General features: G+C 64.3%; 17 protein-coding genes. 14 read left to right on the top strand and 3 right to left on the bottom strand.

The features are described 5' to 3' along the window. Positions 1-31 precede the first annotated feature (31 nt). On the top strand, positions 32-901 hold the full coding sequence (locus CDV49_RS09065) for a glutathione S-transferase (RefSeq protein WP_088215214.1): 870 nt from the start codon (positions 32-34) through the stop codon (positions 899-901). Here CDV49_RS09065 and speB read toward each other — a convergent pair whose 3' ends face one another. Then, a complete protein-coding gene (gene speB / locus CDV49_RS09060) occupies positions 902-1,864 on the bottom strand; it encodes an agmatinase (protein ID WP_088215255.1) in 963 nt (320 codons plus the stop codon). Between the two features lie 335 nt (positions 1,865-2,199). On the opposite strand from speB, the gene CDV49_RS09055 reads away from it, so the two are divergent. The 5 genes from CDV49_RS09055 (at position 2,200) to CDV49_RS09035 (ending at position 7,710) form a co-directional block, all read left to right on the top strand. After that, on the top strand, positions 2,200-3,987 hold the full coding sequence (locus CDV49_RS09055; protein WP_088215254.1) for an acetolactate synthase 3 large subunit: 1,788 nt from the start codon (positions 2,200-2,202) through the stop codon (positions 3,985-3,987). Positions 3,988-3,998: 11 nt separating this feature from the next. Beyond that, on the top strand, positions 3,999-4,556 hold the full coding sequence (gene ilvN / locus CDV49_RS09050; protein ID WP_084695116.1) for an acetolactate synthase small subunit: 558 nt from the start codon (positions 3,999-4,001) through the stop codon (positions 4,554-4,556). Between the two features lie 132 nt (positions 4,557-4,688). After that, positions 4,689-5,303 (top strand): helix-turn-helix domain-containing protein, encoded by a 615-nt coding sequence (locus tag CDV49_RS09045; RefSeq protein WP_088215213.1) that lies wholly within the window; start codon positions 4,689-4,691, stop codon positions 5,301-5,303. A gap of 343 nt (positions 5,304-5,646) precedes the next feature. Then, a complete protein-coding gene (locus CDV49_RS09040) occupies positions 5,647-6,045 on the top strand; it encodes an HNH endonuclease signature motif containing protein (protein ID WP_088215212.1) in 399 nt (132 codons plus the stop codon). Positions 6,046-6,141: 96 nt separating this feature from the next. After that, entirely contained in the window at positions 6,142-7,710 is a 1,569-nt protein-coding gene (locus CDV49_RS09035) for a terminase large subunit (RefSeq protein ID WP_218821925.1), read from the top strand. A gap of 29 nt (positions 7,711-7,739) precedes the next feature. Here the strand turns inward: CDV49_RS09035 and CDV49_RS09030 are convergent, their stop codons facing one another. Continuing rightward, a complete protein-coding gene (locus CDV49_RS09030; protein ID WP_088215210.1) occupies positions 7,740-7,946 on the bottom strand; it encodes a hypothetical protein in 207 nt (68 codons plus the stop codon). Next, entirely contained in the window at positions 7,943-8,176 is a 234-nt protein-coding gene (locus tag CDV49_RS09025; RefSeq protein WP_256947292.1) for a helix-turn-helix domain-containing protein, read from the bottom strand. Before CDV49_RS09025 ends, CDV49_RS09030 begins: the two co-directional genes overlap by 4 nt. Positions 8,177-8,501: 325 nt before the next feature. Between CDV49_RS09025 and CDV49_RS09015 the strand changes: the two genes are divergently transcribed. The 8 genes from CDV49_RS09015 to CDV49_RS08985 all read left to right on the top strand — a co-directional run bounded on the left by CDV49_RS09015 (position 8,502) and on the right by CDV49_RS08985 (position 14,209). After that, complete coding sequence (locus CDV49_RS09015) at positions 8,502-8,768, top strand: hypothetical protein (RefSeq protein WP_143413148.1); 267 nt, start codon at positions 8,502-8,504, stop codon at positions 8,766-8,768. A 185-nt stretch (positions 8,769-8,953) separates the two neighbouring features. Beyond that, positions 8,954-9,523 (top strand): hypothetical protein, encoded by a 570-nt coding sequence (locus CDV49_RS09010; RefSeq protein ID WP_143413147.1) that lies wholly within the window; start codon positions 8,954-8,956, stop codon positions 9,521-9,523. Between the two features lie 77 nt (positions 9,524-9,600). After that, positions 9,601-10,902 (top strand): phage major capsid protein, encoded by a 1,302-nt coding sequence (locus CDV49_RS09005; protein ID WP_088215205.1) that lies wholly within the window; start codon positions 9,601-9,603, stop codon positions 10,900-10,902. Then, positions 10,899-11,174, top strand: a complete 276-nt coding sequence (locus tag CDV49_RS09000; protein WP_088215204.1) for a head-tail connector protein — start codon at positions 10,899-10,901, stop codon at positions 11,172-11,174. The genes CDV49_RS09005 and CDV49_RS09000 overlap by 4 nt, the downstream gene beginning before the upstream one ends. After that, a complete protein-coding gene (locus CDV49_RS08995; protein WP_088215203.1) occupies positions 11,171-11,704 on the top strand; it encodes an HK97 family phage prohead protease in 534 nt (177 codons plus the stop codon). Before CDV49_RS09000 ends, CDV49_RS08995 begins: the two co-directional genes overlap by 4 nt. Beyond that, positions 11,701-12,906 (top strand): phage portal protein, encoded by a 1,206-nt coding sequence (locus tag CDV49_RS08990; protein ID WP_088215202.1) that lies wholly within the window; start codon positions 11,701-11,703, stop codon positions 12,904-12,906. The genes CDV49_RS08995 and CDV49_RS08990 overlap by 4 nt, the downstream gene beginning before the upstream one ends. Positions 12,907-12,938: 32 nt before the next feature. After that, a complete protein-coding gene (locus CDV49_RS20465; protein WP_179209145.1) occupies positions 12,939-13,076 on the top strand; it encodes a hypothetical protein in 138 nt (45 codons plus the stop codon). Beyond that, positions 13,073-14,209, top strand: a complete 1,137-nt coding sequence (locus CDV49_RS08985) for a tyrosine-type recombinase/integrase (protein WP_088215201.1) — start codon at positions 13,073-13,075, stop codon at positions 14,207-14,209. The genes CDV49_RS20465 and CDV49_RS08985 overlap by 4 nt, the downstream gene beginning before the upstream one ends. Positions 14,210-14,234: the final 25 nt, after the last annotated feature.

Here is a 14,234-nt window from a genome sequence, read left to right as displayed (position 1 = left end):
GCTATCTGAAGCGGCACGAAGGGAGATTGCGATGTATGAGCTGTTGATCGGAGACCGGGCTTATTCGAGCTGGTCGATGCGGGGCTGGCTGCTGTTCGACGCGTTCGGCATTCCGGTGAAGGTCAAGGCGGTGCGGATGTACAGCCCGGATTTCGCCGCCGCCATTGCCGCCTTCCCCCCTGCACGCACGGTTCCGGTGATCCGCACGGCAGAGGGCACCGTCATCTCCGACACCATCGCCATTGCCGAGGAACTGGCCTCGCGGGAGCCGGGTGTCGGCATCTGGCCCGCCGGGCCGGCCGCTCGCGCCGTCGCCCGGCGGCTGGTGGCGGAGATGCACTCGGGCTTCGCGCCCCTCCGCGATCATTCCACCATGAACCTCCGGGCCTCCTATACGAACAGCAACCCGCCGGAGGGCGTACTGGCCGACCTCGCCCGGATCGAAACCATCTGGTCGGACGCGCGCGCGGAAACGGAAAGCAAGGGCTCGTGGCTCTGCGGTGCCTATTCGGCAGCGGATGCCTTCTATGCGCCGATTGCGGCACGTATCGCCACGTACAACCTTCCCGTGGGACCGGAGGCGCTGGCCTATATGCAGGCGCATCTCTCCCACCCCTCCTTCCGCCGCTGGCGCGCGATGTCGCTGGTCGATTTCCCCGATCAGGAGGTCTATCGCCGCGACTATCCCCGCCGCCCATGGCCCGGCCCCGCGCCGATCCCTGCCGAGGCGGTCGGTCAGGGTCCGGCAGAGAACGAGACCTGCCCCTATTCCGGTCGTCCGGTCACGCATTTCCTGAAGGCCGAGGGACGCGTCTTCGGCTTCTGCAACGCCTTCTGCCGCGACAAGACGGTGGCGGACCCGGAAGCATGGCCCGCCTTCATGGCCCTGCTTCGCGGCTGACTAGCGGCGGCGAGGCCAGGCCCAGAGGCAGATCAGCTCCGTCGCGACATGCGCTCCGGCCACCGCCGTGATTCCCGCCGTGTCATAGGGCGGCGACACTTCGACCACGTCGCCGCCAACCATGTTGATGCCCGCAAGCCGCCGCAGGATGATCGCCGCCTGCGCCGAAGACAGACCGCCCCAGACCGGCGTCCCGGTCCCCGGAGCAAAGGCGGGGTCGAGGCAGTCGATATCGAAGCTGACATAGACCGGCCGATCGTCCACGATGCTGCGGACCTTCTCCGCCACGGCGCGGGGGCTGGTCTCATGCACGTCGAAGGCGTCAATGACATGGAGGCCGAGAGTATCGGTATTTGTCGTGCGAATGCCGACCTGCACGGAATGCGCCACGTCGATCACCCCCTCCTTCACCGCCTTGTAGAACATCGTGCCGTGATCGACGCGGCCCGTATCGTCATCAGGCCATGTATCGGAATGCGCGTCGAAGTGGACAAGCGCGAGCGGCCCGAACCGCTCCGCATGGGCGCGCAGAATCGGGTGGCTGATCGAATGATCGCCGCCGAGTGCGATCACCGCTGCCCCCTGATCGTGGATGCCGCGGATATGCGCGGCCAGCGTCTCGGGAAAGTCCGCAGGCCGGGCATAGTCGAAGGCCAGATCGCCATAATCGGCGATGGAGAAATCCGACAGCGGATCGAACCCCCAGCCATAGGGCGGGTCGAAGGCCTGGAGCGTGGACGCCTCCCGGATCGCACGCGGGCCGAAGCGGGTGCCGGGGCGATGGGTCACGGCCTGATCGAAGGGCACGCCGGTAACGGCCAGATCGTATCCCGCCAGATCCTTCGTATAGCGCCGCCGCAGGAAGGAGGTCGCGCCGCCGAAGGCATTTTCATACGAAAGACCCCGCGCATCCCTGCGTGTGATCGCCGTGTCCACTTCGGTCTTCGCGTCTTCGAGCGCCATCGCCGCCTCCGTCATGCTGCCGGAGTGCAGGGTAGCCTTGCCGCTGGCGAAAGCCAGCCCCGCAACGGATGCGCAACTTGTGAAAAGCCCACCCCACCCCACCGACAGATCGTTGCGCTTTTGGGTTGACGATGCCGTCCACCCATGCGATGAGAACGCCATCCGAGGGGGCGAGACATGAACGGTCTTATCGTAATCGTAGGAAGTTGGCGCATGGTCCGTTAAGGAAGCCATATTTCCGTCCCATGCGCCCCCCGAGTATCACTCCGGGGGCTTTTTCATTTGCCGAGACGAACGGCGGAGGAGCTAAGATGACAGCGGAGAAACCCGGCCAGATGGAGGGCGCACGTTACGCCCGAGGCCCCGCGAACGGTGAGGCGCTGACCGGCGCGAAGATCATCGTGCAGGCATTGCGCGATCACGGGGTCGAGGTGATCTTCGGCTATCCGGGCGGCGCGGTGCTGCCGATCTATGACGAACTGTTCCAGCAGAACCAGATCCGCCATGTCCTTGTCCGGCACGAGCAGGCGGCGGTGCATGCCGCCGAAGGTTATGCGCGGTCCACGGGCAAGCCGGGCGTGGTTCTGGTCACTTCCGGCCCCGGCGCCACCAATGCCGTTACCGGGCTGACGGATGCGCTGCTCGATTCCATTCCGATCGTGGTGATGTCCGGTCAGGTGCCGACCTTCATGATCGGGACCGATGGCTTCCAGGAGGCCGATACCGTCGGCATCACCCGCCCCTGCACCAAGCACAACTGGCTGGTCAAGGATACCGACAAGCTGGCGGAGACGCTGCACCGCGCCTTTCACGTCGCCACCACCGGCCGCCCCGGCCCGGTGCTGATCGACATCCCGAAGGACGTGCAGTTCGCCACCGGCGCCTATCGCCGGCCGAAGCCCAAGGACAGCGACCCCTACAAGCCGCAGGTCCGGGGCGACGCCACGCAGATCCTGCGGCTGGTCGAACTGATCGAGACGGCGGAACGTCCGGTTCTCTATACCGGTGGCGGGGTCATCAACTCCGGCCGGGAAGCGAGCCGCCTGCTGCGCGAATTCGCCGATGCGACCGGCTTCCCCGTGACATCGACCCTGATGGGCCTCGGGGCCTATCCCGCGTCCGGCAAGGGCTGGCTCGGGATGCTCGGCATGCACGGCCTCTACGAGGCCAACCTCGCCATGCATGGCTGCGACCTGATGATCAATCTGGGCGCGCGCTTCGACGACCGGATCACGGGGCGGCTGGCCGATTTCTCTCCCGGTTCGATCAAGGCGCATGTCGATATCGACCCCTCCTCGATCAACAAGACCGTCCGGGTGGATCTGCCCATCGTGGGCGACGTGGGCGCGGTGCTGTTCGATATCCTCCGTATCTGGAAGGAACGGGGATCGAAGGTGAACCGTGAGGGCCTGGCCGGCTGGTGGCGTCAGATCGCGGAGTGGAAGTCGGTCAACTGCCTCGCCTATCGCGGGTCGGAGACGACGATCAAGCCGCAGTATGCGCTCGAACGGCTGGAAGCGATGACCCGCGGAATGGACCGCTACATCACCACCGAGGTCGGCCAGCACCAGATGTGGGCGGCGCAGTTCCTGCATTTCGACGAGCCGAACCGCTGGATGACATCCGGGGGGCTGGGCACGATGGGCTACGGTTTCCCTGCCTCCATCGGCGTGCAGATGGCCCATCCCGATGCGCTGGTCGTCAATGTCGCGGGCGAGGCGTCCTGGCTGATGAACATGCAGGAGATGGGCACGGCCATGCAGTTCCGCCTGCCGGTCAAGCAGTTCATCCTGAACAACGAGCGGCTGGGCATGGTGCGGCAGTGGCAGCAGCTTCTGCATGGCGAGCGGTATTCGCACTCCTGGTCCGAATCGCTGCCGGATTTCGTCAAGCTGGCGGAAGCCTTCGGCGCGAAGGGCATTCTGTGCACCGATCCCGCCGATCTGGACGATGCGATCCGCGAGATGATCGCCCATGACGGGCCGGTGATCTTCGACTGCATGGTCGAGAAGCATGAGAACTGCTTCCCGATGATCCCGTCGGGCAAGCCGCACAACGAAATGCTGCTCGGCGATGCCGACCCGGCGAATGCGATCGGCGCCCAGGGCGCGGTTCTGGTCTGAGGAGAACGATCATGGCGCTGAACCTCATGCAGGGCTCCTCCGGGCATTCTGCCTACGATCTTCGCGATCCCAATGCGGATGTGAGCGAGCGGCACACGCTGACCGTGCTGGTGGACAACGAATCCGGCGTTCTGGCGCGGGTCGTGGGGCTGTTTTCCGGGCGGGGATACAACATCGACAGCCTGACCGTGGCAGAGACGGACCACACCGGCCACCTGAGCCGGATCACCATCGTCACCACCGGTACGCCGCAGGTCATCGAGCAGATCAAGGCGCAGCTCGGCCGCATCGTCCCGGTGCATGAGGTGCACGACCTGACCGTGGAAGGGGCCGCGGTAGAGCGGGAACTTGCGCTCATCAAGGTGAAGAACACCGGGGAGAAGCGGGTGGAGGCGCTGCGGCTGGCCGACATCTTCCGCGCGAAGGTGGTGGATTCGACGCTGGAGAGCTTTGTCTTCGAGATCACCGGCACGCCGGAGAAGGTCGATGCCTTTGCAGACCTGATGCGTCCGCTGGGGCTGATCGAACTCGCCCGGACCGGTGTCGCTGCGCTGCGCCGCGGCAGTTGACGGAGAAAGCGGGGGAGCACGCTCCCCCCGCACCCCCTGTCCGGTGGGATTGAAGGAAAACAGGGAAATCAGCCGGTTAGGCTGGCGAACCTTCAAATATCTCCCGTTGAAAACGCTGCGAAAAATCGGGATTTGGCGAACCTGATTTCGCCCCAAAAAGTGGAAAACCCCGGTGCGCTGGCGGGCGCGACCGGGGCTGATAAAAAAGCTTCCGAGCTTCAGTCGAAAAGCTATCCCGATCCCGACGACGACGCAAGCCCGCCGCGTCTGCTTCAAGGTAACTGGAACAGTGCCCGCTGGCGCTGGCTCGAAGCAATGCTGCGCGAGCGCGATCTGCCCGCCGCCGCAAAGAACCTTGCCACAGTGATCGTGACCCAGGCAGCCGACCATGCGACCGGCGACTGCCTGTGGCATAACGAAGGCTTCGCGGAGGCGCTGGCGGTCTCTGTGGACACCGTGAAGCGCGCCTTCCGGTCTCTGGCGAACGCGGGCTGGCTGATCCGCAGCGATGGACGCGGCCGTGGCAAGCGCGCCGTAATGGTCTTCATGATGCCGGGCAATATTGCTCAGGCCGCTCCGGGAAAACGGGGCAACCATGCGGCGGCAGCTCCCGTAAAACAGGGCAACACCGCACCTATTTCTCGTCCTGAAAACGGTGCAACTCTGCGGGTTGCCCATCCAAAAACGGTGCAGCCCTGCTCCGAAAAGGGTGCAGAACTGCACTTCCCCCCCCACACCCCCCTATAAAGATACTCCAATCTCTTTCCAAAATACGCGCGCGCCAGAGCGGCCGAGGCCCGATCTGCGAGCCGTGGCGTATGACGGATCACGGCGCGTTGAGGCATGGAATGACTGGCTCGGAAGTGAGGGTTTCCCGAGTTTGGGCCAACTCGGCATCCGCAGCAGCGACCAGTCGGGAACGGGCTTCGACGTCCCCTACACCTCGCCACCCCGGCCCATCGACGAAATGCAGACCTCGATTGCGAAGAGATGGGCTGCATGGGCTCTCGGTGTAATGGAGACCCGCCGTGACGCTGCGTGATCGCCGGTCAGCCATGAAGCCGTGCCGCATTGCCCGAGGTCTTCGCTGATGGCGTCTTGGCCCTACAACACCTCTCGGTGGTCGAAGCTCCGGCTTGCCAAGCTCGATGCTGCCCCGCTCTGCGAAATCTGCATCCGCCGCGACCGGATCGAACCGGCAAGCGTGGTCGATCACTTTACCCCGATCCGGCAGGGCGGCTCTCCGTTCCCCGAGCTGTCTGGCCTGCTCTCACTCTGCGAGCGCTGCCACAACGAGAAGACCGCTAGCTTCGATCGGCAGCACGGCCCGGCCTTCCGTCGCCGTTTCAAAGGCTTCGATGCTGACGGGAATCCAATTGATCCCTTCGATGCGTGGCACGGGGAGGGGGCGGTGCAAGGACGGCAAATCCCCGGCTCCGAACCGATGGGGAACTGTCGCGCAGATTTAATTAAGAAATCCGAGGCTTGAGAGATGGGGCAGCGTGGGCCGGGAGCCAAACCGAAGCATCTGGAACTGGTTGATACGAAGCAGGGGAGCCTCTTCACCTCCGAGGAAGGCCGTCCGATGCGGCGGCAACTGCCGTGGGAGGTGCCGGGCCTCTCGCGCATCGGGCGCGTCGTGGCGTTTCTGGAGGATCTGCCGATCACGCAGGGCTCCCTTGCCGGTTCCAAGCTCCAGGTGCGCCCTTTCCAGCGCCGGTTCCTCGAAGCCGTCTATGCCGAGGATGAGGACGGCACCCGGCCGGTGCGCACCGCCGTGCTGTCGATGCCCCGGAAGAACGGCAAGACGCAGCTGGTCGCCGGTCTCGCTCTCTGCCACCTCCTGGGCCCAGAGTCGGAGAGCCGGGGCGAGGTCTATGCCGCCGCCAACGACCGCTTCCAGTCGGGCAAGACGTTCAACGAGATTATCGCCATCCTCGACGCGCATCCCGAACTGGACGCCCGCGTGAACGTCACCAAGTTCCGCAAGGAGATCGAGGTGCTGACCGGCCAGGGCAAGGGTTCCATCTTCGCCGCGCTCTCCGCCGATGTGGCGGGCAAGCACGGGCTCTCGCCGTCCTTCATCGTCTATGACGAACTCGGCCAGGCCCCGAAGCGCGACCTCTACGAGGCCCTCGACACCGCCATGGGCGCGCGTGACAATCCGCTGATGTGCGTCATCTCCACCCAGGCGGCCGACGATCACGCCATCATGTCGGAGTTGGTGGATTACGGGCTGAAGGTGAACGCGGGCGAACTGGACGACCCTGCCTTCCACCTGACCTTCTACGGCGCGACCGATGCGGACGATCCGTGGCACCCCGACACCTGGGCGAAGGCCAACCCCGCCCTTGGCGACTTCCGCAGCCTGTCGGACGTGAAGCGCCAGGCGGCGCAGGCGCAGCGCATGCCTTCGGCCGAGCATAGCTTCCGCAACCTGATCCTGAACCAGCGGGTGAGCGCGCATGTCCGCTTCATAGCCAAGGCGGAATGGGATGCAAACGGCGGCGCGCTGCGGGCAGACCTGGCGGGCCGGACCTGCTACGGCGGGCTCGACCTCTCGGCCTCGCGCGACCTCACCGCCTTCGTGCTGGTGTTCCCGGATGAAGCAGGCAGCTTCGACGTGCTCTGCCGCTTCTACCTCCCCGAGGCGGGCCTGCGGGACAAATCCGAGGCTGACCGGGTGCCCTATGACGTCTGGGCACGGCAGGGCATCCTCACAGCCATTCCAGGGGCCACTGTAGACCCGTCCTTCGTCGCCCAGGACATTGCCGAGGCGGCGGCGGAGTTCGACCTGCAAGGCCTCGCCTATGACCGCTGGCGCATCGAGGATCTGAAACGCGAGCTGAACGCCCTGGGCGCGGAGCTGCCGCTGGCCGAGTTCGGCCAGGGCTTCAAGGACATGGCCCCGGCCATCGACCTCATGGAACGGCTGGTGGCCGAAGGGCGGCTCCGCCACGCCGCCAACCCGATCCTGACCATGTGCGCCGCGAATGCCGTCATAGAGCGGGATGCGGCGGGCAATAGGAAACTTGCCAAGCATAAGAGCACGGGCCGGATCGACGGGATGGTGGCGCTGGCTATGGCGCTTGCGGTGTCAGGCCGGGTGGAACGGGAAGAACTGCCGGCATGTCTGGCGGAGTTGATGGATTAGTGAGCAACAGCTCCACCGCCCATTAGGGGTCAGCTATCGCGCGCGATTTTGCCTGCCGGAGTGATTTGATAATAGTCATGGGGATAAGTCGGATCCTCATTCAGTTCAATCCAGCCCTCTTCGAGCATAGATGCGCGGGTTTTGGGGCCCGCGTCTGGGAAGTTGCCCCAAGGTTCAGGAATGTCGAAGACGAACGCGTTCAGAACGTCACGCTCGCGCGTGTTGGGCTTTCTCACGTGGTATAGTCCTTCTTCAATCTCACGCCGGCACCGCCGCCGTTCTCTGGGATAAACTCGACGCCAGCGGCTTCTAAGGCCGTCTGGATCGTTTCAATGGTGCTGGCACGAAGCTCATCGCCGCGCTCCAGGCGTGCAATGGTATCGGGCGAAACCGAGGCCAGCTTGGCAAGCTCCCTCACCCCCAAACCAGTTGCCGCACGGGCCATCTTACACTGCAATCCGTTCAAGTCGTAACACCGTTATGATTTAGATTGACCGACATATTGCCGCTAGCGTATCGTAACGATGTTCTGATTTTATCGCAACGGAGCCTAGACTGCCGAACCTCACTTCGGCAGCCGCCCCCGGCTCGCCTTCTGCCACCCTTGCAGAAATTCACGACCTTCTCACCCTTGCCTTGGACGCGGGCGAAAAGGAACAGGGTTATTCCGACACCGAACGGGAGACCCGCAGCTACACGCGGCGCGCGCGGGCGCGGATCAGCCGGCTACTTGACGGCGAATCGTGATCAGGCTTTGCCTGCGTTATCTCCGCTTCCCAAGGGCATAGAACGTGACCAGATACGACCGAAACCTCCCCGGCAGCGTGCAGAGGGTCATCGACCCGCACGCGCAGATCATTGAAGCCATCAGCATTCTGCAAGCCTTCTGCGATGCACGCGCGGCGGAACAGGCGCAGCTTAGTGCCGCAGAACATCCGGTCTTCGGCGACAACCATTTCGCGTTTCAGGGCATGGAGCGGGCGATCAAGATGCTGATCGACGTGCTGCCGGAACTTGAAGACCGTCTGTTCGCCCGGCAGCCAGAGAAATTGATTTGAGCGCAATTTCGTCTCTTGACGCATAAATGCGTTGAAGGCACATATGCCTTATGAAGCTCAACCCGCTCATCTCCTATGCCTCTCTCCTGACTGGCGAGCCCTTGGGTTCGGTCAAGCTCACCGCGCGACTTCTCCGAGAAGCTGGGATGCTTTCATCCGGGGGAAGGGGAAAAGGGGGGGCCGAGATGACGCCGCGAGATGTTGCCACGCTGGTTTATGGCATCCTCGCTCCCGGTGAGACGACTGCGGTTGTTGAGACCCTCACATTCATTGAGAGGGCGGGGTTCATGACATGCGAATGGTTCAATTGGGGCCAGATTGAACAGGTTGTGAATGAAGGACAAGAGTTGGGGGCTGCGACCTACCTAGGCCGGTGCCCCCCGCTTATGGGAAGCCCGACCGAACGTCCCAATGCCCTTGACGCATTCTCTCGTGTGCTCGCGCTTGTGGGCACTGATCGCCCTACTTTGAGAATAGACGATGTGAAGGTGTCCCGTGGCCCTGACGGCGTTGGAGTCGACATCAGTTATTCGGAAGAAATGCCATTTGGCGTTGCCGTTGATGCCTTCATTGCCGGAACGGAGGACAGCTCGGATGTTCTCAGATTTCCACAATTCAAACCCGACACAATCATGCGGTGGCAGTTTACTGCGGAGTTCACCTGTTACGTCCGTCAAGCCAGCCAAGTGTGGAATACACGCCGGTTGCAGGGGGGCGTGGTTCAGGAACTTGCGATGGACGCGCTGCAAACCTGATCAACCGGCCAGCGGGGCCTGTCGCCAAACAATCCCCCGCTGGCCTTCTACCCTCAAACCCTTGGAAAGGAATCAGGATGCCCACTCTTAACACGCTGCGGGAGACGCGTGCAGCAAAGGTCGCGGAGATGCGCGGCCTTTCAGACGCGGCGCTTGCGGCCAATCGCGATCTGGACGAAGGCGAGCGCCGGCGGTTCGATGTGCTAGAGACCGAAGTGCGCGGCCTCGCCGGACGGATCACCGACGCGGAGAAGATCGCGGAGTTCGAACGCTTCGAAGCCTCCGGCGAGCGCGTCACGGGAGCTGATATGTCGCGGGAGCTGCGCAGCTACAGCGTGGCGAAAGCACTGTCCGAAGGCATGAGCGGCCGCCTGACCGGCATTGAGGCCGAGGCGCATCAGGAGCTGTCGCGCGGCCGCGAGGTGCGCGGTGTGATGGTGCCCACCGAAATCCTCATGGAAGCCCGCGCGCTCACCACCACGACCCCGGCCGGAGCGGCGGGGGGCAACCTTATTGGCACGACGATGGGGCCGCTCATGGATCGCCGCCGCTCGGCGCTCAAGGTGGAGGACATGGGCGCGACCGTGCTGCGCGGGCTGTCCGGCAATCTCGATCTGCCCCGGCTCGCGGGCAGCGGAAGCGCCGGATGGGTGGCGGAGCACGCGCCCGCCTCCCGGTCGGACGCACGCTTTGGCAAGGCCAGCATGTCGCCGAAGACCGTGGCGGCCGAATACGAAGTGTCACGCCGGATGCTGCTGCAAAGCTACACGGCGCTGGAGCCGATCCTGCGGGCCGACCTCGGCTCTCTCATCGCCCGCGCCGTCGATGCGGCGGCGATCAAGGGCGGCGGCGTCAACGAACCGAGCGGCATCCTCAACACCATCCTGCCGATCTACACCAGCGCGAGCATCGTCACACCGGAAATCACCTCCGACATGATCGCCCGGCTGGAAACGGACGATGTGACCGGCACCACGGCCTTCCTGACCCATCCGCTGATCATGCACATGGCGCGCACCTGGTTCACCGGCATGGGCGAGGTGGTGCCGCCCGGCTCGCCGGTCGAGTCTATGTTCCACGGCAAGCGGGTGGAGACCTCGACCAACGTCCCGAACATCGCAGCCGACAATGTGCCCGAGGGCAGCGCCGGGAACGTCTTCCCGCTGATCTACGGCGAATGGGCGAGCCTCTACATCGGCTACTGGTCGGGCGTGGATATCCTCGTGAACCCGTATCATGCCGATGTGGCCTCGAAGGGCGGCGCGCTGATCCACGCCTTCCTCGATGCCGATGTGGTGGTGCGCGACCCGATGCGCTTCAACGTCGCTCCGCTTGACGCCTATAAACGCATTGTAACACCCGGAGGCTCCGGCGCATGATCTCCCTCGACGAGGCCAAGCTTCACCTGCGTATCACCGAAGACGACCTCAACGCCGAGATCGTCCAGATGATTGCCGCCGCGACGGATCATCTGGCCTCGATCGGGATCACATCGTCCTGCGATCCCGTGCCGCCTGCTGTGAAGCGGGCGGCTCTCCTGCTTGTCGATCACTTCTTCCAATGGTCGGGCCGGATGGGTGACGACACCGCACCGCCGTTCCCACCCGTCATCAACCGCCTGATCGCGCCGTATCGGGAGATCGCCCTGTGACCGTCGAACGCCGCGCCATCGCGACCGAGCTGCGCGCCACCGGCCGCCGGCTGGAAGGCTACGCCGCCACCTTCGGCGCGGAAGCCCGCATCGGCGATGCCTTCACCGAAACCATCGCCCCCGGTGCCTTCCTCGCCTCGCTCACCTCCGGCCGCGACATTCTGGCGCTGCTCGACCACGATCCCGGTAAGGTGCTGGGTCGCACCCGTTCCGGCTCGCTCCGCCTGACCGAAGATACCCGCGGGCTCGCCTTCGACCTCGACCTTCCCGACACGCAGGCCGGCCGCGATGTGCTGGCGCTTGCCGAACGGGGCGACCTTGGGGGCATGAGCTTCGGCTTCACCGTCCGCGACCAGCACCGTCAGGGCGACCGCCGCGAACTGCGCGCCGTGGAGCTGATCGAAGTCTCCGTGGTCTCCGCCTGGCCGGCCTATCCCGGCACCGTGGTGCAGGCGCGGGCCGCGCTCTCCGGCCGCCCGCAGCTCGCCCATGCCGCGCGGATCGTGCGCATCATGGAGGCGTTGCAATGAGCCTCATGTCCCGCATCCTCGGCCGCGAACGCCGCGCGCAGGAGACCGTGGCCACCTCCGATCCCTACCTCGCCGAATTCTTCGGACAGGGCGGGGGGCTGGCGGCCGTCGATACCGCCCGCGCGTCCGGCCTGCCGGTCGCGCTGCGTTGCATCACGCTGATCGCCGAGCTGATGGCAAGTGTGCCGCTCTTCGTCTACCGCTCGACTGACCGGGGCGGCCGTGAACGCGCGAACGACCATCCGCTCTATGGCGTGCTGCACGACGCGCCGAACACGTTCCAGACCGCCTTCGACTTCCGCAACGCGCTGATCGTCAACCTGCTGACCCACGGCAATGCCTACGCCGAGATCGAGCGCAACGGGCGGGGCCAGGTCACGACACTGCGCATGATCGACCCGCGCGGCATCTCGGTGGAGAAGCTGCGCAGCGGCCGGCTGCGCTACATGGAGACCGGCGCACCGGGCAAGGTTATGCTGCAAGACGAGGTGTTGCACCTGCGCTGGCGGCTGGCCTCCGATGGCGTCATGGGGCTTTCCCCGGTGCATCTGGCTCGCGAGACCTTCGGCCTTGCCGTCACGCAGGCGGAGACGGCGGGCAAGCAGGCGCAGAAGGGCTTCCGCCCGGAAGGCGCGGTGGTCTTCGCCCAGTCGATCAATCCGACGCAGAAGATCGACGTGCTCGACAAGCTGCGCCAGAAGATCGAACGGAACGACAGCACCTCGGGCGTGCTGGTGCTCGATGGCGGGGCCGATTGGAAACCCTTCGCCTTCTCCTCGAAGGATGCCGAGTTCCTTGAGAGCCGGAAGCTCACCAACCTCGACGTCTGCCGCATCTTCGGTGTGCCGCCCTCGGCCGCCGGCATCACCGACAACGCGACCTATTCGAACATCGGCGAGGAAAGCCGGGCTCTGGTCCAGCGCTGCCTTGCCCCGATGGCGAAGCGGATCGAACAGGCGATGAACATGGCGCTGCTGTCCGAGGAAACGCGCAAGAGCTTCTTCGTGGAACACGACCTTGCGGGCCTGCTGCGCGGCGACCTTGGCGCGCGCTATGAGGCCTACCGCACCGGCCGGGATGGCGGCTGGCTCTCCCCGAACGAAATCCGCCGCCTCGAAAACCTCCCCGAGATCGACGGCGGCGACGAATACCTCTCGCCCCTCAACATGCAGCGCATCGGGCAGAAGGAGGGGCAATCGTGAACCCCCGCCAGACCATTTTTAAGCAGTTGGATGTGACACGCGCCTGCAAGGGCGTAGTCTCGGCGGGACTGTCGGTGGGGCGGGTTGAGATTGACCGGGATGGGAAGATCGTCGTGGTGACGCATGAGGCGGCACCCGCCCAGCCCGATAACCCGTGGGACGCCGAATGAAGAAAAAACCCGAGTTTCCCGGAGCGAAACCCTACAATGACCGCCACGGCAAACGCCGTTGGCGGTTTCGCGCGAAGGGTGGTTTCCAACGGGAACTCGGCACGTCCTATGGCTGCCCCGACTTCATCAGCCGTTACGAGGCGGCGGTGAAGGAGCATGAGACCGGTAAGAAAGGGGGTGTGGCAGCGGATCGCACGATCCCCGGATCGCTCAATGACCTCATCGCTTCGTGGTATCGTTCCCCCGACTTCCGCAATCTGGCCGACGTCACCAAGAGGCTTTATCGAGGGCAGGTGGAACCCTTGCGCGTGAAGCATGGCAACAAGCCTTCGGCGCTCATGGAGCGGCGGCACATCATGAAGATCCTCGCGGAGAAAGTGGACACACCGGTTGCAGCGAACCACCTGCGCAAGCGACTTATTCAGCTTCTCGATCACGCCGTGGCGCTGGAATGGCGGAAGGATAACCCCGCCCGGCTGGTGAAGCCGTATCGGGTGGCCAGCGAAGGTATCCACACTTGGGACGAGGGGGAGATCGCCCGCTTCTACGAGGTCCACAAGGACGGCACGGTTGCCCATCGGGCAATGGTGCTCATGCTCTATACGGGCGCGGCGCGGGTCGATGCGGTGAAGCTTGGATGGGCGAACATCAAGCCGACCGAAGACGGATACCGACTTCTCTACCGCCGCCAGAAGACCGTGAAGACCAATGGTGAGATGGTGAATATACCGATCCATCCCGATCTCTGGGCCGTCATAGAGCCCCTGCCCAAGGATCGTCCCTTCCTCGTCACTGCCTACGGCAAAAGCCGCTCGCCGACCGGGCTGGGCAAGAGGCTGCGCGCCTGGTGCGACGAGGCGAATCTCTCTGAATGTTCCTCCCACGGGCTGCGTAAGGCGTGTGCGCGACGGCTTGCTGAGGCGGGGGCTACGGCCAACGAGATCATGTCAGTCACCGGCCACAAGACGCTCTCCGAAGTGCAGCGATATACCGCCGCAGCTATGCGTGAAGAGCTGGCGGATGCAGCTATGCAAAAGCTGATCTCACGGCCGAATCGTGAACAGACCGTGGTGAACCTTCCGCACAGGTTCGCCAAAAACAACGACAACAACATGAAAATAAAGGATAAATAGATGGGGGAATGGATGTCCGGTGGGC

This window comes from Haematobacter genomosp. 1 (assembly GCF_002196855.1).
Classification (GTDB): domain Bacteria; phylum Pseudomonadota; class Alphaproteobacteria; order Rhodobacterales; family Rhodobacteraceae; genus Haematobacter.
Note: the sequence above shows the minus strand (reverse complement) of the source record. Positions and strands in the feature narration are given on the sequence as shown.

What these genes read in the sequence shown, in the direction of transcription:
- CDV49_RS09065 (WP_088215214.1), top strand. Translation starts at nt 32, where the DNA reads ATGTATGAGCTGTTGATCGGAGACCGGGCTTATTCGAGCTGGTCGATG.
- speB (WP_088215255.1), bottom strand. Translation starts at nt 1,864, where the DNA reads ATGGCGCTCGAAGACGCGAAGACCGAAGTGGACACGGCGATCACACGC.
- CDV49_RS09055 (WP_088215254.1), top strand. Translation starts at nt 2,200, where the DNA reads ATGGAGGGCGCACGTTACGCCCGAGGCCCCGCGAACGGTGAGGCGCTG.
- ilvN (WP_084695116.1), top strand. Translation starts at nt 3,999, where the DNA reads ATGGCGCTGAACCTCATGCAGGGCTCCTCCGGGCATTCTGCCTACGAT.
- CDV49_RS09040 (WP_088215212.1), top strand. Translation starts at nt 5,647, where the DNA reads ATGGCGTCTTGGCCCTACAACACCTCTCGGTGGTCGAAGCTCCGGCTT.
- CDV49_RS09035 (WP_218821925.1), top strand. Translation starts at nt 6,142, where the DNA reads ATGCGGCGGCAACTGCCGTGGGAGGTGCCGGGCCTCTCGCGCATCGGG.
- CDV49_RS09010 (WP_143413147.1), top strand. Translation starts at nt 8,954, where the DNA reads ATGACGCCGCGAGATGTTGCCACGCTGGTTTATGGCATCCTCGCTCCC.
- CDV49_RS09005 (WP_088215205.1), top strand. Translation starts at nt 9,601, where the DNA reads ATGCCCACTCTTAACACGCTGCGGGAGACGCGTGCAGCAAAGGTCGCG.
- CDV49_RS09000 (WP_088215204.1), top strand. Translation starts at nt 10,899, where the DNA reads ATGATCTCCCTCGACGAGGCCAAGCTTCACCTGCGTATCACCGAAGAC.
- CDV49_RS08990 (WP_088215202.1), top strand. Translation starts at nt 11,701, where the DNA reads ATGAGCCTCATGTCCCGCATCCTCGGCCGCGAACGCCGCGCGCAGGAG.
- CDV49_RS08985 (WP_088215201.1), top strand. Translation starts at nt 13,073, where the DNA reads ATGAAGAAAAAACCCGAGTTTCCCGGAGCGAAACCCTACAATGACCGC.